Here is a 23,212-nt window from a genome sequence, read left to right as displayed (position 1 = left end):
GGCGCCATGTCGCAAGCCTTGGACTTCCGCCGCCCTTCGGGGGCAACGTCAGCCCAGCATTCTGCCCGCCACGGTGACGGCGACCATCACCACCAGACCGACGTTTGCCTGTGAGGCACCCAGCTCGCGCATGGAGTCCCTCACCGACTCGTGCCACTCCTCCGCCTTCCTCTGCTCCTCGGGGCTTGCGGCCGAGCGGTCGACCCTGACCTCCCGCATCTTGAGCCACCCCCCATTCACGCGAACCGTTCTCGCTTGGGGTTGGTCTACCCACGGCAACACCCCGACGATGGGATTTCGCTCCAAAAGGAGGCAAACCCTCCGCAGGTGGCGATGGGGGAGGCGGGAGAGAACCCTGGGACGCAGGGGGTCCCTCTCCGTCGCCCTACGCCAGGCTCCCCACCAGCGCCTCGGCCACGCGCAGTCCGTCCGTGGCCGCGCTCATGATGCCGCCCGCATAGCCTGCGCCCTCGCCGCAGGGCCAGAGGCCGGGAGTCGAGGTGGACTGGAGGTTCTCTCCCCTGGTGACGCGGACGGGAGAGCTCGAGCGGCTCTCGACCCCCGTGAGCACGGCGTCGGCGAGCGAGAAGCCGTGCAGCTGCCGGTCCATGGCGGGAATCGCCCCGCGCAGGGTCTCCGCCACGTAGTCCGGAAGGCACGGGGACACGTCGCCCCAGGCCACGCCGCGGGGGTAGGTGGGCCGCACCTCCCCGCCGGCGGAGGAGGGGACGCCCTGCAGGAAGTCTCCCACCAGCTGGGCGGGCGCCACGTACGCGCCGCCTCCCGCAGAAAACGCCGCTCGCTCGCACTGGCGCTGGAGTCCTACGCCGGCGAGGACGTCGTCCCCGGGCAGGTCCTCGGGGAAGACGTTGGCGAGGAGGCCCGAGTTGGCGTTGGTGCCAGCGCGATTGGAGAGGCTCATGCCATTGGTCACCACGCCGTCCGGCTCGCTCGCCGCCGCCACCACGTAGCCGCCGGGGCACATGCAGAACGAGAAGGCGCTGCGCCCGGAGTCCAGGTGGGCGACCAGCTTATAGGAGGCGGCGCCCAGGGCGGGGTGTCCCGCGAAGGGCCCGTACTGCGCACGGTCGACCAGCGCCTGGGGGTGCTCGATGCGCACGCCCATGGCGAAGGTCTTGCGCTCCAGCGTGACGCCGGTGGCCTGCAGGAGTTCGAAGACGTCACGGGCGGAGTGGCCGCAGGCCAGCACCACGTTGCCTGCGGGGACGCGCTCCTCGACGCAGACGCCGCCCGGCTGCCCCTCCTCGAGCGTGATGCCGATGACGCGGCCTCCGGCAAGGGAGAGGCCCACCATCCTGCTGCCGAAGCGCACCTCCCCGCCCAGCTCGCGGATGCGCTGGCAGACGTTGGCCACCACCGTGGGCAGCACGTCGCTCCCCACGTGGGGCTTGGCGTCCCAGAGGATGTGCCGGGCGGCGCCGGCGTCCACCAGCGTCTGGAGGATGAGGCGATGCACGGGGCTCTTGGTGCCCGTCCCCAGCTTGCCGTCAGAGAAGGTGCCGGCCCCGCCCAGGCCGAACTGTATGTTGCTCGAGGGGTCGAGCTCGCCCGTGCGCTTGAAGTGCTCGATGTCGTCGCTGCGCTGGTGGGCGTCCCGTCCGCGCTCGACGAGCAGGGGCTCGAGGCCGGCCTCGGCAAGCGCGAGCGCGCAGAAGAGCCCCGCACATCCGGCACCGACGACGACGGGTCGCTGGGCGGGGGTGGTGCCCAGGTGGGCCGGCCAGGAAAGGCGGTCCTCCTCGACCTGCCGGAGCTGCCGCAGCACGGGGGCATGCCTCCGGTTGAGCCTGCGAAGGAGCTCGGCCTCGGCGTTGGTCCCTCCCCGCAGCTGCACGCGGGCGCTGTAGCTGAAGTGGACGTCTGACCTCTTGCGTGCGTCGACGGAGCGCTTGCGCGGCTGGACGTTTGCGAGGTCGTCGGGGGCCAGGTGGAGGCGGCGCAGGACGGCCTGCCTCAGCGCCAGCTCCTCCGTGCGCTCGCTGCCGTCCAGCTGGTCCAGGGGTATGCGGATGCCAGAGAGCTCGAGCACGCTAGCCTGCCTTCCTCGCGAGTCCTGCCGCGGACCTGCCCGCGACGAGCCCGCTCTTCCATGCCCACGAGAGGTTGAAGCCGCCGCAGTCGCCGTCCATGTCCAGCGCCTCGCCGCAGGCGAGGATGCCGGGACGGGAGGCGCAGCGCAAGGACAGGGGGTCGAACTGGTTGGTCAGGAGTCCTCCCTGGCAGACCTGTGCGCCCTTCTCGGCGGCAAGGCCCCTCACGCGAAGGGGAAGGTGCTTGACCAGGTGGACGAGCCGGTCCGCATGGGTGTCGCGTGGAGTGGGACCAAGCTGGGGCGCGCCGGGGTCCCAGCGCTCGCATGCGAGGCGCTCGAGCAGGCGGGCCACCTCTGGGTCAAGCACGCCGTCGAGGCAGCCTGGCTCGGGGTCCATGCCCATGATCTGGCGAAGCTCGGATGGCCCGTGGTCTGGCACGAGGTCGACGAGGACCCAGTCGCCGGGACGGGCGCGCCGCGAGAGGTCGAAGGTCACGATGCCCGAGATGCCGTAGCCCCTGAAGAGGAGCTCGCCCCGCTCGTGCCAGCAGGGGAGGAGGTCGTCGTCGCGCACGAGGCTCAGGTCCACCTGGGCGCGCCTCCCGTCGAGCAGCGACAGGGGGGAGTCCTCGCAGGCCACGGGGCAGAGGGCGGGCGAGAGGGGCCTGCGTTCCAGCCCCAGGTCGTCGGTCAGTGCGCCACCGCCCACGGAGTTGGTCCCGCCCGTGGCGAGGACGACCGTCTGGGCGCGAAGCTCGCCCCGGCGCCCGGCGTCCCAGCGCGCCTCGAAGCGCAGCCGCCATCCGTCGTCGCGCGGCTCGAGCGCGACGAGCCTGCGGCCGCACGCCAGCTGCACGCCGGCCCTTCTCGCCCGCGCCAGGAGCACGTTGCGGACGGAGGCGGCCTGGCGCGAGAGGGGGTAGAGCCTGTCGTCCTCGAGCGACCAGCGCAGGCCGCAGTCGCGGAAGAAGCCCAGGACGTCGTCCAGGGGACGCTGGCCGAACGTGGCCCGCACGAACTCCGGGTCGTTGTAGCGCCGGGGGTCCAGCCTCACGGTGGAAAAGTTGCAGCGTCCGTTGCCGGTGGCGAGGATGCTGCGGCCGCACTCGAGCTCCGCCTCCAGCACGACGACGCTCGCGCCCTCCTCGGCGGCGACGATGGCCGCGACGAGGCCGGCTGCACCGCCGCCCACGACGCAGACGTCCGCATCGCCTGCGGGAGCTGCCTCGATGGCGGCGGAGACGAGCTCGGCCTCGCGCTGCGCGCGCGAGGGCCGCCTCTCTCCCCGTGCCCTTGTCCTGGATTTGGAGCCTGGCACCTAGGCCACCTGCTCGTGGGCCTCGATCTGCTCGACTGCCTTGGCCACGAAGCCCTCCGGGAGCACCTGTTCGAAGTTGCCCTCGTCACAGCTCCTGGCAATCCTGGGGTCGATGGGCAGCTGGTCCAGGGCGGCGATGCCAAAGTGGGCGGCCGTCTCCTGCAGCTTGCTGGGACCGAAGGGCTCCACGCGCTCGCCGCAGTTGGGACAGGGGAGCCAGCTCAGGTTCTCGACCAGGCCGATGACGGGGACCTCCATCATGGCGGCCATGTTGAGCGCCTTGCCTACGACCATCTGGACCAGGTCCTGGGGCGAGCTCACGATCACGACGCCCTCGATGGGCAGGCTCTGGAAGACGGTGAGGGCCACGTCGCCGGTTCCTGGGGGCATGTCGACCAGCAGGTAGTCGATGTCGCCCCAGCGGGTCTCCTCGAAGAACTGGCGGAGCGCCCCCATGAGCATGGGACCGCGCCAGAGCACGGGGTCGGTCTCGTTCTCGAGCACGAGGTTGGTGCTCATGATCTTGATGCCCCCGTCGGACTCGATGGGGACGAGCTTCTCGTCGCGAGCCAGGGCGTGCTTGCCGGACATGCCGAACATCTTGGGTATGGAGGGACCGGTGATGTCGGCGTCCATGATGGCCACCTTGCGGCCGTCGCGCCTGAGGCTGGTGGCGATGGCGCCGGTGACCAGGGACTTGCCGACGCCGCCCTTGCCCGAGATGACGCCGATCACGTGCTTGATGTGCGAGCCGGGCTCGGGCTGGAAGGTCTGGGGACCCTGCTGCTGTTGCCCTCCGTGGCCTAGGGCCGCGTCGACCTCCTGGCGCAGCGCCTCCTCGTCTATGTCTGCCATGTGGGATTCCTCTCCTTGGGAGCGCGGCGCGCCGGGCGGGACGTGGGTCCCGCGCGCCGGCGCGCCGACGAGTTGCCGATGAGTCGATTCTACCCAAGGGGGCGGTGGTGCACCCTGGGGCGTGACGCCCCTCTCGTCCGGTTATTCCTCCGTGACGTCCGTGATCGTGTACATGGCTGCCGTCAGTCGCGGGTCACTGGCATACTGCTCGTCGCTGATCGACCCTGCGTAGGTCATGCTTTCGCCGCGCACGTGGCTGGCACTCGTGTCCCAGTCCATCCAGGGAAGCCCCGTCCGTGCGATGAGATCCGCAGGTACCGTCCCTGCTGCCTCGCAGAGCGCGTCGAATCGGTCCGACAGCACCCGTTCATAGTCGTCGACGAGCTCGATGCGATACAGCCTGGTGGTCGTCGAGCCGTCCGCGAACGTCGCGGTCACCTCGAGTCGCGCCTGACTGAGCGAGTCGTTGCAGGTCACGAAGCCGGAGATGTAGTTCTTCCTCGTCCACTCGTATGCCTTCTCGGGCGTGGACGTCGCGTCCGCGAGCGCGGAGTCGTACGCGGCCCTGAGCTCGCTCGTCCCCTTGGGCCTGCTCGCGCGTTCCTGCTCGGAGTCCTGTCCCTCCGCTTCGGCGGAGGTGTCGTCCCACGACCGCGGGGTGGGGTTCTCGTTGTCGTCGCTGCCGTCTGGGCTGAGCGTGGCATCCAGCCAGGCGTCGAGGGCCTGCAGGGTGGGGTCGCTGTCCCAATATGACTGCATGTCTCCGGACGCCGCAACGAAGTGGTAGACGCCGTCGGCGGTGTGGTAGGAGCCGTCGGCGGACCGCTGTCCGTAGTCGATGGTGATCGACTCGGGCTGGAACTGCCCCTCTTTTGGGGCGACGAAGCCCTCCGTCTGCTCGTAGCTGCCCCAGACCGCCTGGTGCAGGCTCACGAGGTCGCGCGTTCCGACCCCGTCCGGGAACCTGTCCTTGTCCATGACGCTGGCGCGGTACTTCTCGGTGGGACTGCCGACGATGCGATACGTGACGGACGTTATGTTGTCGCCGGTGACCGAGAGGTTGAGCTTGAGCTCCTGGCTCCTTGAGACCTCGTCCGAGACGGGGCGGATGCCGTCGTTGGTCGCCGCGACGCTGACCTCCTTGCTTGTCTCGGATGCCTGGGCAATCGAAAGCGAGAAGGGATGCTCCGACGCCTCGGAGGCACCCGTGCCGGAGTCCTGCGTGGTGCCAGACGGGCTTGCGGGGCTTGACATGGCCCCGATGGCCACGGCGAGTACGAGCCCACAGGCGACCGCTCCCACTGCGACGCGGGGAAGCAGGACCGGGGAACGTCCGTGGGGCACTTGGGCGTCCTGCCGCGAGCGTATGTCGCGGATGCGGTCAATCACGCGGTCGTCGAGCCGGGGGGAGGTCCGGACCTCGGATACGGCGGACTCCAGGCCCGCCTTGATGGCCTCGTCCGCGCCGCTCGCGAAGTCGCCGGCCTTGTCGTCAAATTGCCTCATAGTCGAGTCCTTCCAACGTTTTCCTTAGCTTCTCGCGCCCGCGCTGCAGTCGCGTGCGAACGGTAGACTCCCTGCATCCAGCTACTTCTGCTATGCGTGCGCAGCTCATCTCCTCGACGTAGAAGAGGAAGACGGGGGTCCGATATCTCTCCGGGAGCCTGCGCAGGGCATCCCAGAGGGGCGGGCATGAGTCCTCCGGATGGCCGCGCCCGCCCACGACGCTGTCGGAGGTCGGGTCCTCGGACGTGGAGGGCTCTCTGTCGAGCTCCTCCATCGAGGCGATGTGACGCCACCACCAGGTCCTCCTGAGGTCGTGGCAGCGGTTGATGGTGACGCGCAGGAGCCAGGCCTTGAGGTGCTCGTCGCTCTCGAACTTGGTGGGGGAGCATGCCAGCGACACGAACACGTCCTGGTAGACGTCCTCGGCGTCTGCCCTGGAACCGGTCTGTGCCAAGGCGAGGCGCAGTACCGAGTCCCCCCAGGCGCTCATCGCGTCCCGCACGAACGCGTCCGAGCGTTGGACCCTTTCTCTCCCGTCTGCCACCCTATGCACCTTTCGTTGTGAGGGACTCCATCTGTCATTAACACGGGCTGGGACGTGTCGCGTCCCACGTTTTCTTGATCCGAGCGCTGTCGGGCAGCGAGGAGTCCCCATCGTCCCGCTTCTTGTTAGCGCGTCTTGCCGCGCGCCTCGTATAATCGAAGCAATGAGGGCGTTCTTTTCGTATTGCCTCTGACGAGGGGAGGAATCCAAATGAAGGCGCACAAGTTCTTTGCATGGGCCACCGTCACCTGCTTCCTGCTCACCATGGTGACGGGCTACAAGCACGCATAGCCAGGCGTCGCTCGGCCTCGGGCTGGCTCGTGCGGGGCGATGCCGCTTGGGACGCTGCGCTTCCTGGCGGGCCTGCCGTCATTCTTCTCATCGTATGATTTATCGAAAATCAGTAAATTAATATCGAAAAACGATATGTTTGCCCTATAATGGCCGTCGACGAAGTGCCTGATTCGTCGACGGCCTCCGGCAGCTGCCAGGCCGACGTCCCATACCGACAGCCGCTTGGAGCTCGCATGTCACGAAGAGAGATGTCCCTTCTCCTCAAGGCGATCGACCTTCTCGCCGTCCTTTCCTGCCTCGTGGTTGCCATCGCCGCCATCCCGCCCGTCGAGGCGCGCGACGTGGTCCCGCCCGGCTCGGCCCTCCTGTTCGTTCTGGGCATCCTGCCCCTCGTCGTCCTGGCGGCGGTGGCGTGGAGGCTCTTCTCGGCCATCGGCGCGGGAGAGGTCTTCACGCAGGGCAACGCGCTCCTCCTGCGGCGCATGGGCTACCTTGCGGCGGCTGACGCGGCCGTGTGGCTCGCCGAGCTCGTGGCGTACCTCGCCTTCGTGGCACCTGTCGTCTTCAGCGTCGTCGCGTCCCTCTCCGTCGCCCTCGTGTTCTCCGTCTCGCTCGCCGTGGTGTGCGTCGCGCTCTCGGGGCTCACCCAGAACGCGGCCCAGATCAAGGACGAGAACGACCTGGTGGTGTAGGCATGGGCCACATCCACGTGAACCTCGACGTCATGCTCGCGCGACGCCAGATGAGCCTCACCGAGCTCTCCGAGCGCGTCGGCGTGACCATCGCGAACCTCTCGATACTCAAGACGGGCAAGGCGCGGGCGATCCGCTTCACCACGCTCGAGGCGATCTGCGAGGAGCTCGACTGCCAGCCCGCCGATCTGCTCGAGTACCGCAGGGACACCGACGAGAAACGCCGCGGGGACACCGACGAAAGGAAGTGGGACAGATGAGAGAGCCAGAAGCCGGGGGCAGGCCCCCCATGCCCGGACAGATCGCGGAGGAAGGTATCGCCGAGAAGCCCGCCTCCGCCGACGCCCCCGCCCGCAGCCTGGAGCCGGCAGGCCCGCGCGACTACCTCGTTCCCGCCTGCGCCGCGGGCCTCGCCATCCTCTGGAGCGTCGCCGCCGACCACACGATGCTCTCGCTCGCCCTCATCACCATCTGCGGCGTGGGCATCACGATTTGCATCTTCGCCTTCTTTGTCGTCGCGCTCGCCCTGCGCGGGGGCCTGCGCGACCTGGGGGGTGCCGCGAAGGCCCTGCTCGTCGCCTGCCTGCTCCTCGCGCTCGCCCCGACCCTCGTGTCGAACCGGGACCTCCGCATGCTCAATGCCCTCGTCATGGGGGCGAGCTGCATCCTCGAGTACCTGCTGCTCTCGGGCTGCGCCGAGGACGTGGCGCTGAGCCTCGGCGGCTGCCTGCGCGCCATCGGCTTCTTCTTCGTGGAGCAGTTCTCGAACACTGCCCAGCTCAGGCTGCTGAGCCGCGGCAGCTCGGGCAAGGGTCGGCTTCGCTCGTCCCTGCTGGGACTGCTCGTCGCGCTCGCGATCCTCATGGTCGCCGTGCCCCTGCTCTTCAGCGCCGACCCGGTCTTCGCCGACCTCTTCGGGAGGATCCTCGGCTGGCTCGACGACGGGCTCTTCGCGTGGGGCATGCGTGCCGCCCGCTTCGCCTTGGCCTTCGTCGCCGGCTCCGGGATGCTCCTGGGCCTGCTTCATGGGCACGGACGCTCCGTTGGAAGGCTCGAGCCCCACTCCCCGCGTCGCGCCAGCGCCAGCTCCGTGGGCACCATGCTTGCGGCGCTCGACCTGGTCTACCTGCTCTTCGTGGGGGTGCAGTTCGCCTACCTCTTCGGCGGGGCGAGCTCTCCCGCCATGTTTGGCGTGTACGCCGGCTACGCGCGCTCCGGCTTCTTCCAGCTCGCGGCTGTCGCGGGCATCAACATCGTGGTGGTCCTGGCGAGCGTCTGGGTGCGCAGGGACGCCGAGCGCTCCCGGCCCGTCGTGGCTCTGCAGCTCGTGCTCCTGGCGAGTATCGTGGTCATGCTCGCGTCCGCGGCGCTGCGCATGTCGCTCTATGTGGGCGCCTACGGCCTGACCATCCTGCGCCTGCTCACCTTCGTGGGCATGGTGGGGATACTCTCGCTGGTCGTGTATGCGACCGTCTGGCTGCTGAGGCCCGAGTTCCCCATCTTCCGCTGGGCCATCGCCACGCTCCTGTGCATTTGGGTCGCCTTCATGCTGAGCGGTCCCGCCGCGCACGTGGCCGACTTCAACGTCGATGGCTTCCTTGCGGGCAGGGTGCAGGAGATGGACGTCTACTACCTGGGCGACCTCTCGGCCGATGCGATACCCGCCCTCGAGCGGCTTGCCGCGCGGAGCCCGGAGTACGCCGTGGAGGCGCGGATGCAGGTCCGCTCGCTTCGGGCCGGCGTGGACGCGAGCGGGTGGCAGGAGCGCTCGGTCGCGGAGATGCTGGAGCTGCAGAAGCTCGAGGGCTGAGGAAGCCCGAAGGCTGCGGATGCACGAGGGCCGAGCAACTCGCCGTTGATTGTGGCTGCCCGGGCGGAAATTCCCGCCCGGGCTTTCTCGTGCCGCAGAAAACTGCGCATTGGGTTTCTTTCAGCCGCAAGAGTCCTGGGCAAACGCCGTCCGTCTCCACAATTCGAGGCTTCCGTGCGCAGTTTTTGGCCGACCCTCCCAGTAGCGCGGTGCCGTCTGGCCTCCTCTCGCCCCGAGTCCCTGCGGGGATGCTGTCGAATCGCCGCCCGGCGGCATAGCCCCCAGCGTATCGGGTATACGCTAGTGCCGTCTGCACGTCTTCATTTCCAAGGGGAAGCACATGGCCTCCGAGTCCATCGTCATCCGCGGCGCGCGCGAGCACAACCTGCGGGACATCGACGTCACCATCCCGCGCGACAAGCTCGTCGTCATCACGGGGCTCTCGGGCTCGGGCAAGTCGAGCCTCGCCTTCGACACCATCTACGCCGAGGGGCAGCGCCGCTACGTCGAGTCGCTCTCGAGCTACGCCCGCATGTTCCTGGGCCAGATGGACAAGCCCGACCTCGACTCCATCGACGGCCTCTCGCCCGCGGTCTCGATCGACCAGAAGACCACGAGCCGCAACCCCCGCTCCACCGTGGGAACCGTGACGGAGATCTACGACTACCTGCGCCTGCTCTACGCCCGCATCGGTGTCCCGCACTGCCCCGAGTGTGGCCGCGTGATCGAGCGCCAGACCACCGACCAGGTGGCCGACAAGGTCCTCGCCGTGGGCCAGGGCCGCCGCGCCCTCGTGCTGGCCCCCGTGGTCCTGGGCCGCAAGGGCGAGTACGCCAAGCTCTTCGAGGACCTGCGCCACGAGGGCTTCAGCCGCGTGCGCGTGGACGGCGAGGTGCGCGAGCTCGAGGAGGACATCAGACTCGAGAAGAAGCTCAAGCACTCCATCGAGGTCGTCGTGGACCGCGTGGTCATTCGCGAGAACAGCCTGGGTCGCGTGGCGGAGGCGATCGAGACCGCCACGCGCCTCGCCTCCGGTCGCGTCTCGTTCTACCTCCTGCCCGACCGCGACGCCCCCGAGGGCGCGGAGGGCGAGCTCCTGAGCTACTCCCTGGCGCTCGCCTGCCCCGAGCACGGTCACTCCATCGACGACCTGCAGCCCCGCGACTTCTCGTTCAACGCCCCCTACGGCGCCTGCCCCGACTGTGACGGCATCGGGACGCGTCGCAGCGTGGACGCGGAGGCGCTGATCGAGGACCCGACGCTCTCCGTGGCAGGCGGCGTTTTCGGCAGCATCTTCGGCCACTCCAACTACTACCCGCAGATCCTCTCGGCCGTCTGTGCCCACATGGGCGAGAGCGACCAGACCCCTTGGAACAAGCTGAAGAAGAAGACCCAGCACGCCCTGCTCGACGGCCTGGGGGACGCCAAGGTCCGCGTGGAGTACCACACGCGCGACGGCCGCGACACCAACTGGACCACCACCTTCTCGGGCGTGCGCTCCATCCTCTTCGAGAAGTACCAGGAGACCACCTCCGAGACCATGAAGACCCACCTGGAGAAGTACATCCGGGAGGTGCCCTGCCCCACCTGCCACGGCGCCCGCCTCAAGCCCGAGTACCTGGCCGTCACCGTGGGGGACCGCAACATACAGGAGGTCTGCGACCTCAGCTGCAAGGACGCCCTGGACTTCTTCGAAGGCCTGTCCCTCACCGAGCGCCAGCACCTCATCGGCACCCCCATCGTTAAGGAGGTCATCGCCCGCCTGCGCTTCATGGTCAACGTGGGCCTGGACTACCTCACGCTGAGCCGCGCCGCGGCGACGCTATCTGGTGGAGAGGCCCAGCGCATCCGCCTCGCCACCCAGATCGGCGCCGGGCTCATGGGCGTGCTCTACATCCTGGACGAGCCCTCCATCGGCCTGCACCAGCGCGACAACGACCGGCTCATAGACACCCTGCGCCGCCTGCGCGACCAGGGCAACACCGTGATCGTGGTGGAGCACGACGAGGACACCATACGCGCCGCCGACTACGTCATAGACATGGGTCCCGGCGCCGGCGAGCTGGGCGGGGCCGTGGTCGCCGCTGGCACGCCGCAGGAGATCATGGCGAACCCCGACTCCGTCACCGGTGCCTACCTCACGGGCCGCAGGCTCGTCGAGCTCCCCGCCGCGCGGCGCAAGCCCGGTCGCGGCGCCATCAAGATCCTCGGCGCCTCCGCCAACAACCTGCGCTCCGTGAGCGCCAAGGTCGAGCTGGGGACCCTCACCGTGGTCACCGGCGTCAGCGGGTCGGGCAAGTCGTCCCTCGTGACGGACACCCTGGCGCCCGCCCTCACCAACGCCGTGCACCACTCCAAGCGCGCCGTCGGCCCCTACCGCCGCCTCGAGGGGCTGGAGGACGAGGAGGGCCGCAAGACGATCGACAAGGTCATCGACATCGACCAGAGTCCCATCGGCCGCACCCCGCGCTCCAACCCCGCGACCTACATCGGTCTCTGGGACGACCTCCGCGCGCTCTTCGCGAGCGTGCCCGAGAGCCGCGCGCGCGGCTACAGCGCCGGGCGCTTCTCGTTCAACGTGCCGGGCGGCCGCTGCGAGGCCTGCAAGGGCGACGGGCAGATCAAGATCGAGATGAACTTCCTCCCCGACATCTACGTGCCCTGCGAGGTCTGCCACGGCAAGCGCTACAACCGCGAGACCCTCGAGGTCACCTACCACGGCAAGAGCATCAGCGACGTCCTGGACATGACGGTGACCGAGGCCCTGGCCTTCTTCGCCAGCATCCCCCGGATCAAGCGCAAGCTCCAGACCCTCTATGACGTGGGCCTGGGCTACGTGCACCTGGGCCAGCCCGCCACGACGCTCTCGGGCGGCGAGGCGCAGCGCGTCAAGCTCGCCAAGGAGCTCCACCGCCAGCAGACGGGCAAGACCCTCTACATTCTGGACGAGCCTACCACCGGCCTGCACTTCGAGGACGTGCGCATGCTCGTCGAGGTGCTCGAGAAGCTCGTCGACGCCGGCAACACCGTGCTGGTCATCGAGCACAACCTGGACGTCATCAAGATGGCCGACCGCATCATAGACATGGGCCCCGAGGGAGGTGCCGGCGGCGGCACCGTCGTAGCCTACGGCACCCCCGAGCAGGTCGCCAAGGCCAAGGGCAGCCATACTGGCCGCTACCTCGCGCCCATCCTGGAGCGCGACCGTAGGCGCATGGCCGAGCGCGCCTCAAAGGGCAAGGGCTAGAGGAGAGGGACGTGGCAAAGCGGGAGAAGGTCGCGAAGACCAACGCCATGCGCGAGCTCGAGCGCGCGGGAGTCGCCTACACTTGCCTTGCCTACGACTCCGACGGGGAGGACCTCTCGTCCGGCGTGGGCGTCCGCATCAGCGAGGCCCTGGGGGAGGACGTCGACTCCTCCTTCAAGACCCTGGTAACGGTGACACCCTCGGGCGGGCACGTGGTCTGTTGCATCCCGGTCGCCGAGGAGCTCGACCTCAAGAAGGCGGCGGCAGCGGCGGGGGAGAAGTCTCTCTCGATGATGCACGTGCGCGACCTCGAGGCCGTGACCGGCTACGTCCGTGGCGGCTGCTCGCCGGTGGGCATGAGGAAGCCCTTCCCGACCCTCATCGACGAGTGTGCCCAGCTCTTCGACGACGTAGGCATCTCGGGCGGGAGGCGCGGCCTCAGCCTGCGCCTCGACCCCCTCGACCTCGCCGCCTTCACCAAGGCGAAGTTCGCAGACATCTGCCGCTAGGCGGCACGACCCGGACGCCTGCGGGGCCCGCAGGAGCGGCCTGGCCCAGACAAGGAGCTAGCAATGCCCAAGCACATGGCAACGCCCACGAGCCCCCGGCCCCAGCTCTACCCGGCGGAGCCCGCCGCCGGCGTCGAGCCCCAGGACCGAGAGGCGCAGGTCGGTCGCTCCGCCGCCCTCATGAGCGCCCTCGTCATCGTGAGCCGCCTCACGGGCTTCTTCCGCACCTGGGGCCAGGCCTACGCGCTGGGCGTCACCGTCACGGCGAGCTGCTACTCCGTGGCGAACAACCTCCCCAACCAGCTGTACGAGATCGTGGTGGGCGGCATGCTGGTGACGGCCTTCCTGCCGGTCTACCTCTCGGTGAAGAAGCGCCTGGGGCGGGAGGGCGCCAACGCCTACACCTCCAACCTGGTCACGATCGTCCTCATCCTCATGGGGGCGATCTGCGCCCTGGGCTTCGTCTTCGCGAGCCAGGTGGTGTGGACCCAGTCGTTCAGTGCGAGCTCCGACTTCGACAGCGAGCTCGCCGTCTACTTCTTCCGCTTCTTCGTCATCGAGGTCGTGCTCTACGCGCTCTCGTCGATCCTCTCCGGCGTGCTCAACGCCGAGCGCGACTACTTCTGGTCCAGCGCGGCGCCCATCTTCAACAACTTCGTGACCACGGCCTCCTTCCTGGTCTACGCCTGGCTCGTGGGGCCCGACCCGCAGCTTGCGCTCGTGCTCCTCGCCCTGGGCAACCCCCTGGGCGTGGCGGTCCAGGTCCTCATGCAGGTCCCGTCGCTGTCGAGGCATGGCATCCGCATCCGCCTGCACCTCGACCTGCATGACCCTGCAATCAAGGAGACCCTTTCCATTGGCGTGCCCTCGCTGGTGGTCATGCTCTGCTCCTTCGAGACGGTCTCGGTCATGACCAGCTCGTCTCTCTCGGCCACGGCGGCCGGCGCCTCGGTGAGCTACTACGCCCGGCTCTGGTACACCCTGCCCTATGCCATCCTCGCCGTCCCCATCACGACGGCGATGTTCACCGAGCTCTCGGACTACGTCGCCCGCGGGGACATGGACGCGTACCGGCGCGGCGTGTCGGTGGGGACGAGCCGCATCCTCTTCTTCATGGTGCCCTTCACCCTCTACCTTGTGGCCTTCGCGCGGCCGCTCGTCGTGCTGCTGGCCGCGGGCAAGTTCTCCGCCTCCGACATCGACATGACCGCGAGCTACCTGCGGGCGCTCTCGGTTTCGCTCGCGCCCTACGCCGTGGTCATGTACCTGCAGAAGGTCTGCTCGTCGCTCAGGCGCATGGGGCTCTATGCCAGCGCGCACGTGGTGGCCGCGGCGATCCAGACCGTGATCTGCCTCGCGCTCACGCCGGCCTTCGGGCTCAACGTGGTCGCATGGTCCTCTGCGGTCTACATGGTCGCCGTGCTGGCAGTGACCTTCTGGAACCTCAGGCGCACCATCGGTGGCCTGGGCATCCGCGGCATGCTGGCCACTGCGTTGCGCTCCCTGGCGCTGGGCCTCGCGGGCGCCGCCGCCGGCTGGGGCGTCATGCGTGGCCTTTCCGCCGCCGTCCCCTCGCTGGTCGCGGGCGGCGTGCGCGGGGCGCTCGTGCTGGTGGTGGCGGGCGGCATCCCCTCGCTGGTCGTGACCTACGGCCTGGCCGCCGCCCTGCGCCTGCCCGAGATGTCCGCCGTCAACGCGATCCTGGGCAGGTTGCTCCGCCGTCGCGGCTAGCCATCGACCACGTCCGACGCGCCCTCGCCTGCGAATGCCTGCGCCCGACGAGCCGGCTCACGCCGCGGGCACGCTCAGCGCGTCGCATAACGTCGCGACTACGTCCAACGCGTGCCGAACTACCGCCACTACGTCCAATGCGTCATGCAACATCGCGACCACGTCCGACGCGTCATGCAACATCGACACTACGCCTAACGCGTCTCGATATTGCTCGAAGGCGTCCAATGCGTGCGGGGCGGCTGCGTTTGCCCAGTTGGTGACTATCGATAAGACGCGTCTGACGTAGTCGGGACAAATCGACACGCATTGGGCGTACTTGTGAGGGGCTGGCGCGCGTTGGACGTTGTCGACGCGGGTTGACGCGTGCTTGGCGTAGTCGAAACGATTGCCGGGCCGTTCGTCGCCGCGAAGGCGTCCAACGCGTCGGGGCCCATTGCGACTACGTCCGATGCGTCACGCAACATCGCGACTACGTCCGACGCGTTTTTTCGCTGCGTGCCAACTGGTCAAACGTGAGGCTCTCAGACGCGTTGGGCGTAGTGGTGGCAATTCGGTACGTGTTCGACGTGGTCGGCGCAAGGCGAGAGACGCATCGGACGTAGTCGAGAAAAGGTGCACGTGCCGGACGTAATGGCGGCAATTTGGCACGCGTTCGGCGTATTCGACGCCAGGGCGCACGTGCCGGGCGTGGTCGACGAAAGTTTCCGGACGGTGAAGCCTGTCTCCCCGCCGCTTTATCGTGATAAAGTACCTCTCGACAAAAGCACTTTACTCGGATAAAGCGCAGGGGAGAGGACCCACATCCCTGCCAGAAGGGGGACGCTATGGCTGCACGGACGCCCTGGGGGTTCCGCGACATCCTTCCCGCCGAGGCGCTGGTGCGCGAGGGGATCCGCGCGCAGGTGGCCGAGCTCTTCAGCTCCCGCGGCTACCTCCCGGTCGAGACGCCCCTGCTCGAGGAGCGCCCCGAGCTCGAGCGCGGCGGGAGGATACGCAGCTCCCCCTTCCAGCTCATCGACGCGGACGGCAGCCTCATGGTGTTGCGGCCCGACCTCACGCTTCCCATCGCCCGCCTGGTCTCGGCCCGCGTGCCGGATGGCGGGCTGCCGCTTCGCCTGCGCTACGCCGCGCCCCTGGTGCGCGAGGAGTCCGAGCTCGGGGGCAGGCCCCGCCAGCTCACCCAGCTGGGAGTGGAGCTCTTCGACCTCGAGGGCGCCTGCCCCGAGCTCGAGCTCGTCCTGCTCTTGGCAGAGGTCCTCGACGCGCTGGGGGTTCCCGCCTGGCACGTGGCCTGTGGCTCGGTGCGCCCGCTGCAGGCGTTGCTGGCCCGGCGCTCGCCCTCCGAGGAGGTGACCGCTCGCGTGCTCGAGCTCGTCCATGCCTCGGACCTCGTGGGCCTGGACGAGTATCTGGACGGGCTCGCGCTCGAGCCCTCGCTCGACCGCGCCCTGCGCGAGCTCCCGCGGCTGACGGGCGACGCCTCGGTGGTGGCGCGCGTGGACGAGCTCCTGGCGGCGGCGGGGGTCCCCGAGGGCGAGAGGGGCACGGGGGAGCTTGCGGCGATGGCCGAGGGCCTGCACGAGCTCCTGGGGTCCGGGCAGGTCGCCTTCGACTTCTCCATCCTCAACTCCTTCGACTACTACACGGGCATCGTGTTCCGCTGCTACTCGGAGCTGGGCTCGGACGCGCTCGCCTCGGGCGGCCGCTACGACGCTGTCCTGCGCAACCTCGGCCGACCCAACGTCCTGGCCTGCGGGTTCGCGCTCTCGCTCGAGGCGCTGCAGGAGGTCCTGGGGCAGCGGGGCGGCTCGGGTGGCGTGGCAAGCGCGAGCAGCAGCGCCGAGCGTCCGCTCAGGATCGCCGTCCCCAAGGGGAGCCTCTTCGCCCCCACGGTCAGGATGCTGGAGGCGGCGGGGCTGCCGGTGGGGGAGCTGCGCGAGCCGGGGCGCAGGCTGGTGATCTCCGCGGACGGGGTGGAGTACGTGATCGTGCGCGCGCAGGACGCCCCGACCTTCGTGGGCAACGGCGGGGCCGACTGCGGCATCTGCGGCAACGACTCGATCATCGAGGCGGGCGAGGAGCTGGTCCAGCTTGTGGGCCTGGGCTATGGCGCCTGCCGCTTCGTCGTGGCGGAGCCGGCGAGCCGGCGCGGTGCCGCCGAGGAGGCCTACGGCTGGCGAGGTAGCGTGCGCGTGGCGACCAAGTACCCGCGCATCACCCGGCGCTACTACGAGTCCATCGGGCAGCAGGTGGACATCGTGCAGCTGCACGGCAACATTGAGCTGGGGCCCATCGTGGGGATGAGCGACCGCATCGTGGACATCACCGCGACGGGGGAGACCCTGGCGCAGAACGACCTCGTGGTGGTGGACGAGGTCATGGAGTGCGCCGCCCGCTTCTTCGCGGGGTCGGCGGCCTACAGGTCGGACTCCCGGGTCCGCGCCCTCGCGCGGAGGCTCCTGGATGTATCGGCGTCAGGAGAGGGGAGCAGCCGATGAGGACCATAAGGCTCGAGGGGGCGTCGCGCCTCACGCGCAAGGACCTGCAGAGGGCGGGGGCGCTGCCCCGCGAGGTCATGGAGGCCGCCGAGGCCATCGTGGACGACGTCCGCGAGCGCGGTGACGAGGCCGTGCGCGAGTACTGCCTGCGCTTCGACGGCGCTTGTCCCAGCGCCTTCCGCGTGCCGGACGAGCTGGTGCGGGACAGCCTGGGGCACGTCGACGCCGGCTTCCTCGCCGCCCTCAGAAAGGCGCACGACCAGATCCTGGACTTCCACCAGCGCGAGCGCGAGCAGTCATGGTTCACCACCCGTCCCGACGGCAGCATCCTGGGCGTCAGGCTGACGCCCGTCCCCTCGGTCGCGGTCTACGTGCCGGGAGGGCGCGCGCAGTACCCCTCGACGGTGCTCATGGACGCCATCCCCGCCAAGGTGGCCGGCGTGCCCCGCGTCGTCATGGTCACGCCGCCGCAGAGGGACGGGTCACTCTCGCCCTACACGCTCGCCGCGGCAGCCGTCGCGGGTGTCGACGAGGTCTATGCCGTGGGTGGGGCGCAGGCGGTCGCCGCCGTCGCGTATGGCACCGAGTCCATTCCTCGCGTGGCCAAGGTCGTGGGGCCGGGCAACGCCTACGTGGCGGCGGCCAAGCGCTACGTGATGGGGGACGTGGGCATAGACATGGTCGCCGGACCCTCCGAGGTCTGCGTGCTGGCCGACTCGTCCGCAGACCCCGCCATCGTCGCCGCGGACCTCATGGCCCAGGCCGAGCACGACCCCATGGCCGCCTGCTACCTGGTGACCGACGACGCCGGCCTGCCCGAGCGCGTGCTCGCCGCGGTGGAGCTCCTGGTGGCGCAGTCCCCGCGCGAGGAGATTACCCGCAGCTCGCTGGACGGGCGCGGGCTCTGCGTGGTCTGCGACGGCCTTGACGCCGCCCTGGACGCGGTTGACCTCATCGCGCCGGAGCATCTCGAGCTGCACTGCCGGGACGCCTTCTCGCTCCTGGGGCGGGTGCACAACGCCGGCGCCATCTTCGTGGGCCCCTGGAGCTCCGAGCCTCTGGGAGACTACGTCGCCGGGCCCAACCACACGCTTCCCACCGGAGGCACCGCGCTCTTCTCCAACCCCCTGGGCGTCTACGACTTCCAGAAGCGCTCCTCGGTCATCGCCTACACGCCCGAGGGCCTCGCGGCAGACGGACCCGCCGTGCAGGAGCTGGCCCAGGCGGAGGGCCTCTGGGCGCACGCGCTCAGCGTTGGCCTGAGGCGGAGGCTGCTCGAGGGGGGCGGCCAGAATTTCGCCGATGTAACGGCTGCCTGCGAGGACGCCATGTCCACCGCCTGGCCGCGTAAGCTCGATGTGCCCGCTCCCGTCCTGCTCCCTGGCTTCGGTGGCGCGGGCCCCGACGACTGACGAAGCACGGGAGGTGACGGCATGGCTGCCATCGACGACGCCCTCAGGTCCGCGCTCAGGCCCTCGGCCGCGGCGCTCGAGCCCTATGACCCCGCCTTCGCGCCGGTCCGCGTCAACCTCTCCGCAAACGAGAACGGCCTCGGTCTCCCTCCTGGCGTGGCCGCAGAGCTGGGACAGGCGCTCGCCCGCACGGCGACCAACCGCTATCCCCGGCCCCTGAGCGACGAGCTGAGGCAGGAGATAGCGCTCTGGCACGGCGTGGCGCCCGAGCGCGTCTGCGTGGGCAACGGGGGGGACGAGCTCCTCTTCAACCTCTTCGTGGCCTTCGGCGGCGCCGGGCGCACCCTCGTGGACTGCCCTCCGTCCTTCTCGGTCTACCGCCTCTATGCGGAGCTTGCCGAGACCGAGGTTGTCGACGTGCCGCGGGACCCCGCGGACTTCTCCCTCGACGAGGCGGCTCTGGTCGACGCCGCCCGCGGAGCGAGCGTGGTGGTGGTCACCTCTCCCAACAACCCCACGGGAAACCTGGCCCGACCCGGATTGGTGCGCGAGCTCTGCGGCGCCTGCCCTGGCCTGGTGCTGGCGGACGAGGCCTACATGGAGTTCGCCGACGCGGGACAGAGCTCGGAGCCGCTCCTGGGCGAGTTCGACAACCTCGTCGTCCTGCACACCTTCTCGAAGGCCTTCGCGCTCGCGGGTGCCCGCGTGGGCTACGTCCTTGCGTCGCCGGGCGTGGTCGCGGCGCTCAACGCGGTGCGCCAGCCCTATTCCGTGAACGTGCTCTCGCAGGCAGCTGCCCTGGTCTGCGTCAGGAGGAGGGACGAGTTCGCCCCGTCCGTGGAGCTGATCCGCCGCGAGCGCGCCCGTGTGCTCGACGGGCTGCGCCGCCTCGCGGGCCGCGGCGTCGAGGTCTGGCCCAGCCAGGGCAACTTCCTGCTCCTGCGCGTCCCGTCGGCGCACGTGCTCTGGGAGCGGCTGCGAGACGAGCGCTCCGTGCTCGTCCGTGACTTCTCGCGGGCGCCCGGCCTTGCCGACTGCCTGCGGGCGACCATAGGGACGCCCGAGGAGAACGACGCCTTCCTGCAGGCGATGGGGGAGCTTCTCCCCTAGACACACCCAAGGAGGAACGATGGAGAGACGTGCCAGCGTGTCCCGCAGCACGGGCGAGACGAAGATCCAGGTCGAGCTGGACCTGGACGGGACGGGGGAGTGCGACGTCCGGACAGGCGTCGGCTTCTTCGACCACATGCTCTGTGCCCTGGGCAGGCACTCCCTCGTCGACCTGCGCGTGAGGGCGGAGGGCGACAGCTGGGTGGACGACCACCACACGGTGGAGGACGTGGGCATCGTGCTGGGGAGGGCCATCTCGGAGGCCCTGGGGGACAAGGCGGGCGTCCGTCGCTTCGGTGACGCCCTGGTGCCCATGGACGAGTCCCTGGTCCTCGCCGCCATCGACCTCAGCGGCAGGGGGGAGCTTTACTGGGAGCTTCCCATTCCTGCGCAGAAGGTGGGGAGCTTCGACACGGAGCTGGGTCAGGAATTCTTCGTGGGCCTCGCCCGTGAGGCCGGCATGACCCTGCACCTGAGGGAGCTTGCCGGCAGCAATGCCCACCACCTGCTCGAGTGCTGCTTCAAGGCCTTCGCCCGCGCCCTGCGCGCCGCGGTCGAGCCCGACCCTCGCGTCGAGGGCATCCCCTCCACCAAGGGGAGCCTCTGATGCCCGGCGGAGAGGGTCGCATCGTCGTGGTTGACTACCACAAGGGCAACCTCCGCAGCGTGGAGCGGGCGCTCGCCGAGGTGGGCGCCTCGGTCGTGGTGAGCGACGAGGCGCGCGACGTGGACGGCGCCGCCGGCGTGGTGCTGCCCGGGGTGGGCGCCTTCGAGGACGCCATGAGTCAGCTGCTCGCCAGCGGGCAGGCCCAGTCCATCGTGGCGGCCATCGGTCGCGGCGTGCCCTTCCTGGGCATCTGCCTGGGCATGCAGCTGCTCTTCTCGCGAGGGAGCGAGAGGAGGGATGGACCCTCCAGCTGGGGCGGTGAGTGGGTCCCCGGCCTGGGCGTGCTCGAGGGCTCGGTGATCCGCCTGGAGTCCAAGCGCCTCAAGGTGCCCCACGTGGGCTGGGACCAGGCGCACTTCAGCGAGCTGGGGCGGGCCTGCCCGCTCCTGGCAGACGTGCCCGAGGGGGCGAACTTCTACTTCACGCACTCGTATGCGCTGGCAGATGACGTGGACGAGGGCATCGTGGTGACGCGCACCCACTACGCGCGCAGCTTCGTTTCGGGGGTGTGGTCGGACAACGTCTTTGGCCTGCAGTTCCATCCCGAGAAGTCCTCGCGGGCGGGCCGTGCGCTGCTCGCGAACTTCGTGAGCGTCGTACGAGGATAGGGGAGCTGGCATGATTCTCTTCCCAGCCATAGACCTCGTGGGCGGCAGGGTCGTGCGCCTGCAGCGGGGCGAGCGCTCGCGCATGGACGTCTACTCCGACGACCCCGTCGCCGTCGCGTGCGACTTCGCGGCGCGTGGCGCCCGCTGGGTCCACGTGGTGGACCTCTCCGCCGCATTCCAGGAGGGGGAGGACGCGCTCGAGGCGAACCGCCGGGCCATCGAGGGCATCTGCGGCGTCGAGGGCATACGGGTGGACGCGGGCGGGGGCGTGAGGTCCCTCGCCGACCTGGAGCGCCTGGCCTCCGCCGGCGCGAGCCGCGTCGCCCTGGGCACGGCCCTGGTGCGCGACCCCGACTTCGCCCGACAGGCTGCCCGCGACTTCGCCGAGCTGGTGGTCGCGGACGTCGCGGCGCGCGACGGCATGGTGCGCGTCAACGGCTGGCGTGACGGCGCGGGCATGCCCCTGGACGCGCTCCTGGCCGAGCTCGCGGACCTGGGATACCGCCGCCTGGTGCTCACCGACGTGGCGCGCGACGGCATGCAGACCGGCATCGACGTGGGGCTCTACCGTCACGCCGGCGAGCTCGTCGGGTTCCCCGTCGTGGCCTCGGGAGGGATTGCAGGTCTGGACGACCTGCGTGCGCTCGCGGACGCGGGTGGTGACGTGGTGGAGGGCGCCATCGTCGGCCGCGCCCTCTACGAGGGAAGCTTTACGCTGGAGGAGGCCCTGGCGGTCGCGTGCCCGGGCCCCTCTCGCCAGAACGAGGACGGAGGCCCGGCATGCTGACCAAGAGGGTCATCCCCTGCCTGGACGTGAAGGACGGGCGCGTCGTGAAGGGCGTCAACTTCGTGGGGCTGCGCGACGCCGGCGACCCCGTGGAGCTGGCGCGCGCTTACGACCGCGAGGGCGCCGACGAGGTGGTCTTCCTGGACATCACGGCCACCTCGGACGACCGCTCTACCACCGTGGGCCTTGCCGCCCGCGCGGCCGAGGAGCTGCGCATCCCCTATGCCGTGGGCGGGGGCTTCCGGGACGTCGCGGGCATGAGGCGGATGATCGCCGCGGGGGCCGACAAGGTCTCGGTCAACTCCGCGGCCGTGCGCGACCCCGGGCTGGTCTCGGCCGCCGCCTCGGCCTTTGGCAGCCAGGCGGTGGTATGCGCCATCGACGCCCGACGTCGGGGCAGCCTGGACCGCTGGGAGGTCTATGTGGCGGGCGGGCGCGCGGCGACGGGGCTCGACGCCATCGAGTGGGCGCGCGAGGTGGAGCGCCGCGGCGCGGGAGAGATCCTGCTCACGAGCATGGACCGGGACGGCACAAAGGAGGGCTTCGACCTGGCTCTTACGCGCGCCGTGGCCCGTGCCGTGCGGATTCCCGTCATAGCCTCCGGCGGTGTGGGCAGCCTGGAGCACTTCGCCGAGGGCGTCATCGAGGGGGAGGCCGACGCCGTGCTGGCGGCGAGCGTCTTCCACTTCGGGACCTACAGCATCCGGCAGGTCAAGGAGTACATGGCAGCCCAGGGCATCCCCGTGCGCCTGGACTTCTAGGGAGGAGGGAGGCGCCTCTCCCCAGGCCCTCCTCGGGCCGGACGCCGTCGGGGCGAACTTGTCGCGTGGCTACCGTTCAGGACTCGCTTGAGATTGCAGAATCTTGCGAACTCGGGCGAGTTCTGAACGATTGGCCAACTCATGCAGGCCCTTCTAGCTGCCACCCAAGGCCACGTTGGCCGAAACGACCCTCCGCGCCCTTGTTGGTGGTGGTCCCCCCGCCTATCGTGACGGCACCTTGAGGCCCGACACGAGGAGGGGAGAGGGACGAGCGTCTACGTGAGCCACCATAGCGCCCTGTGGTTCTGGGCCGAGCATGCCGCCCGGGGCAGAAGGCCGCCGTCACGTTGCACCAGGGGGCTTGAGGACGCCCGTGTCGGGTCAGCGACGCTCGAATCGCTGCGGAATCTGGGAATCTTGCGACGAGGGCGCCCGGTCGACCTTCTCGTCGCGTCACAGGGCCAGCGCCGAAACGGCTCCGGCGTTCGTTGCCATTGCCTGTCGGGCGAGCTGCCGCGCCGGAGCTTCTCCGAGCTCGCCCCGAACGTCTACGTCTGCGTCCCCGAGCTCTGCTTCCTGCAGCTTGCGGGGAGCCATTCTCCCGTCGACCTCCTGCGGCTGGGCATGGAGCTGTGCGGGCACTACTCCCTGGCGGAGGGCCGCCGTGGCTTCCTGGACAGGCCCCCTCTCTGCTCGAGGGCTGGCCTGCTCGCCTATCTGGACGCGGTGCATGCAACGCGCGGCGTCGCCAAGGCCCGGTGCACGGCGGGGCTCGTCATCGACGGTTCCGCCTCGCCCATGGAAAGC

The 23,212-nt window shown here is 69.5% G+C and carries 19 protein-coding genes; 13 read left to right on the top strand and 6 right to left on the bottom strand.

Going from position 1 to position 23,212, the window contains the following annotated elements; all coding sequences use genetic code 11:
- Window positions 1-48: 48 nt before the first annotated feature.
- The 6 genes from Q5923_RS06825 to Q5923_RS06800 all read right to left on the bottom strand — a co-directional run bounded on the left by Q5923_RS06825 (window position 49) and on the right by Q5923_RS06800 (window position 6,276).
- Complete coding sequence (locus tag Q5923_RS06825) at window positions 49-219, bottom strand: hypothetical protein (RefSeq protein WP_009277866.1); 171 nt, start codon at window positions 217-219, stop codon at window positions 49-51.
- A gap of 166 nt (window positions 220-385) precedes the next feature.
- Window positions 386-2,050, bottom strand: a complete 1,665-nt coding sequence (locus Q5923_RS06820) for an NAD(P)/FAD-dependent oxidoreductase (protein WP_303133037.1) — start codon at window positions 2,048-2,050, stop codon at window positions 386-388.
- A 1-nt stretch (window position 2,051) separates the two neighbouring features.
- The gene (locus tag Q5923_RS06815; RefSeq protein WP_303133035.1) at window positions 2,052-3,371 is read right to left on the bottom strand and encodes an aminoacetone oxidase family FAD-binding enzyme; all 1,320 of its coding nucleotides are present in this window, start codon (window positions 3,369-3,371) and stop codon (window positions 2,052-2,054) included.
- Window positions 3,372-4,226: an Mrp/NBP35 family ATP-binding protein gene (locus Q5923_RS06810; protein ID WP_303133033.1), complete on the bottom strand. Its 855-nt coding sequence runs from the start codon at window positions 4,224-4,226 to the stop codon at window positions 3,372-3,374.
- Window positions 4,227-4,367: 141 nt separating this feature from the next.
- Window positions 4,368-5,732, bottom strand: a complete 1,365-nt coding sequence (locus Q5923_RS06805) for a hypothetical protein (RefSeq protein ID WP_303133031.1) — start codon at window positions 5,730-5,732, stop codon at window positions 4,368-4,370.
- Window positions 5,719-6,276: a sigma-70 family RNA polymerase sigma factor gene (locus Q5923_RS06800; protein WP_062529705.1), complete on the bottom strand. Its 558-nt coding sequence runs from the start codon at window positions 6,274-6,276 to the stop codon at window positions 5,719-5,721. Before Q5923_RS06800 ends, Q5923_RS06805 begins: the two co-directional genes overlap by 14 nt.
- 527 nt (window positions 6,277-6,803) lie before the next feature.
- On the opposite strand from Q5923_RS06800, the gene Q5923_RS06795 reads away from it, so the two are divergent.
- The 13 genes from Q5923_RS06795 (at window position 6,804) to hisF (ending at window position 22,405) form a co-directional block, all read left to right on the top strand.
- Window positions 6,804-7,262, top strand: coding sequence for a DUF2975 domain-containing protein (locus tag Q5923_RS06795; protein ID WP_303133028.1), 459 nt, complete (start codon window positions 6,804-6,806; stop codon window positions 7,260-7,262).
- A 2-nt stretch (window positions 7,263-7,264) separates the two neighbouring features.
- Complete coding sequence (locus tag Q5923_RS06790; RefSeq protein WP_009277859.1) at window positions 7,265-7,522, top strand: helix-turn-helix transcriptional regulator; 258 nt, start codon at window positions 7,265-7,267, stop codon at window positions 7,520-7,522.
- Window positions 7,519-9,072 (top strand): DUF4153 domain-containing protein, encoded by a 1,554-nt coding sequence (locus Q5923_RS06785; protein ID WP_303133026.1) that lies wholly within the window; start codon window positions 7,519-7,521, stop codon window positions 9,070-9,072. The genes Q5923_RS06790 and Q5923_RS06785 overlap by 4 nt, the downstream gene beginning before the upstream one ends.
- Window positions 9,073-9,412: 340 nt before the next feature.
- Window positions 9,413-12,319: an excinuclease ABC subunit UvrA gene (uvrA, locus tag Q5923_RS06780; RefSeq protein ID WP_303133024.1), complete on the top strand. Its 2,907-nt coding sequence runs from the start codon at window positions 9,413-9,415 to the stop codon at window positions 12,317-12,319.
- An 11-nt stretch (window positions 12,320-12,330) separates the two neighbouring features.
- Window positions 12,331-12,828 carry a Cys-tRNA(Pro) deacylase gene (gene ybaK / locus Q5923_RS06775; protein ID WP_009277856.1) on the top strand — a complete coding sequence of 166 codons (498 nt, stop codon included), beginning with the start codon at window positions 12,331-12,333 and terminating at the stop codon, window positions 12,826-12,828.
- A gap of 63 nt (window positions 12,829-12,891) precedes the next feature.
- Window positions 12,892-14,559 carry a murein biosynthesis integral membrane protein MurJ gene (murJ, locus tag Q5923_RS06770; RefSeq protein ID WP_009277855.1) on the top strand — a complete coding sequence of 556 codons (1,668 nt, stop codon included), beginning with the start codon at window positions 12,892-12,894 and terminating at the stop codon, window positions 14,557-14,559.
- Window positions 14,560-15,386: 827 nt separating this feature from the next.
- Window positions 15,387-17,060 (top strand): ATP phosphoribosyltransferase, encoded by a 1,674-nt coding sequence (gene hisG, locus Q5923_RS06765; protein WP_303133021.1) that lies wholly within the window; start codon window positions 15,387-15,389, stop codon window positions 17,058-17,060.
- Window positions 17,057-18,472, top strand: coding sequence for a histidinol dehydrogenase (hisD, locus tag Q5923_RS06760; RefSeq protein WP_009277853.1), 1,416 nt, complete (start codon window positions 17,057-17,059; stop codon window positions 18,470-18,472). The genes hisG and hisD overlap by 4 nt, the downstream gene beginning before the upstream one ends.
- Window positions 18,473-18,493: 21 nt before the next feature.
- Window positions 18,494-19,582: a histidinol-phosphate transaminase gene (gene hisC / locus Q5923_RS06755; RefSeq protein WP_009277852.1), complete on the top strand. Its 1,089-nt coding sequence runs from the start codon at window positions 18,494-18,496 to the stop codon at window positions 19,580-19,582.
- A 19-nt stretch (window positions 19,583-19,601) separates the two neighbouring features.
- Window positions 19,602-20,189 carry an imidazoleglycerol-phosphate dehydratase HisB gene (gene hisB / locus Q5923_RS06750; protein ID WP_009277851.1) on the top strand — a complete coding sequence of 196 codons (588 nt, stop codon included), beginning with the start codon at window positions 19,602-19,604 and terminating at the stop codon, window positions 20,187-20,189.
- Window positions 20,189-20,857, top strand: a complete 669-nt coding sequence (hisH, locus tag Q5923_RS06745) for an imidazole glycerol phosphate synthase subunit HisH (RefSeq protein WP_009277850.1) — start codon at window positions 20,189-20,191, stop codon at window positions 20,855-20,857. Before hisB ends, hisH begins: the two co-directional genes overlap by 1 nt.
- A gap of 10 nt (window positions 20,858-20,867) precedes the next feature.
- On the top strand, window positions 20,868-21,644 hold the full coding sequence (locus Q5923_RS06740; RefSeq protein WP_009277849.1) for a HisA/HisF-related TIM barrel protein: 777 nt from the start codon (window positions 20,868-20,870) through the stop codon (window positions 21,642-21,644).
- Complete coding sequence (hisF, locus tag Q5923_RS06735) at window positions 21,638-22,405, top strand: imidazole glycerol phosphate synthase subunit HisF (protein WP_009277848.1); 768 nt, start codon at window positions 21,638-21,640, stop codon at window positions 22,403-22,405. The genes Q5923_RS06740 and hisF overlap by 7 nt, the downstream gene beginning before the upstream one ends.
- The last annotated feature ends 807 nt before the right edge of the window (window positions 22,406-23,212 follow it).

The sequence above is a fragment of the uncultured Olsenella sp. genome (assembly GCF_959602185.1).
GTDB classification, from domain to species: Bacteria; Actinomycetota; Coriobacteriia; order Coriobacteriales; family Atopobiaceae; genus Olsenella_I; species Olsenella_I phocaeensis.
The sequence above is the reverse complement of the archived record's forward strand: the minus strand, read 5'-3'. Positions and strand labels throughout refer to the sequence as shown.

Excerpts from the sequence above, each read along its gene's own strand:
- hisB (WP_009277851.1), top strand. The coding sequence starts at position 19,602 with ATGGAGAGACGTGCCAGCGTGTCCCGCAGCACGGGCGAGACGAAGATC.
- Q5923_RS06795 (WP_303133028.1), top strand. The coding sequence starts at position 6,804 with ATGTCACGAAGAGAGATGTCCCTTCTCCTCAAGGCGATCGACCTTCTC.
- Q5923_RS06810 (WP_303133033.1), bottom strand. The coding sequence starts at position 4,226 with ATGGCAGACATAGACGAGGAGGCGCTGCGCCAGGAGGTCGACGCGGCC.
- hisG (WP_303133021.1), top strand. The coding sequence starts at position 15,387 with ATGGCTGCACGGACGCCCTGGGGGTTCCGCGACATCCTTCCCGCCGAG.
- murJ (WP_009277855.1), top strand. The coding sequence starts at position 12,892 with ATGCCCAAGCACATGGCAACGCCCACGAGCCCCCGGCCCCAGCTCTAC.
- hisH (WP_009277850.1), top strand. The coding sequence starts at position 20,189 with ATGCCCGGCGGAGAGGGTCGCATCGTCGTGGTTGACTACCACAAGGGC.
- Q5923_RS06805 (WP_303133031.1), bottom strand. The coding sequence starts at position 5,732 with ATGAGGCAATTTGACGACAAGGCCGGCGACTTCGCGAGCGGCGCGGAC.
- Q5923_RS06790 (WP_009277859.1), top strand. The coding sequence starts at position 7,265 with ATGGGCCACATCCACGTGAACCTCGACGTCATGCTCGCGCGACGCCAG.
- Q5923_RS06740 (WP_009277849.1), top strand. The coding sequence starts at position 20,868 with ATGATTCTCTTCCCAGCCATAGACCTCGTGGGCGGCAGGGTCGTGCGC.
- hisD (WP_009277853.1), top strand. The coding sequence starts at position 17,057 with ATGAGGACCATAAGGCTCGAGGGGGCGTCGCGCCTCACGCGCAAGGAC.
- hisC (WP_009277852.1), top strand. The coding sequence starts at position 18,494 with ATGGCTGCCATCGACGACGCCCTCAGGTCCGCGCTCAGGCCCTCGGCC.
- Q5923_RS06785 (WP_303133026.1), top strand. The coding sequence starts at position 7,519 with ATGAGAGAGCCAGAAGCCGGGGGCAGGCCCCCCATGCCCGGACAGATC.
- uvrA (WP_303133024.1), top strand. The coding sequence starts at position 9,413 with ATGGCCTCCGAGTCCATCGTCATCCGCGGCGCGCGCGAGCACAACCTG.
- Q5923_RS06825 (WP_009277866.1), bottom strand. The coding sequence starts at position 219 with ATGCGGGAGGTCAGGGTCGACCGCTCGGCCGCAAGCCCCGAGGAGCAG.
- hisF (WP_009277848.1), top strand. The coding sequence starts at position 21,638 with ATGCTGACCAAGAGGGTCATCCCCTGCCTGGACGTGAAGGACGGGCGC.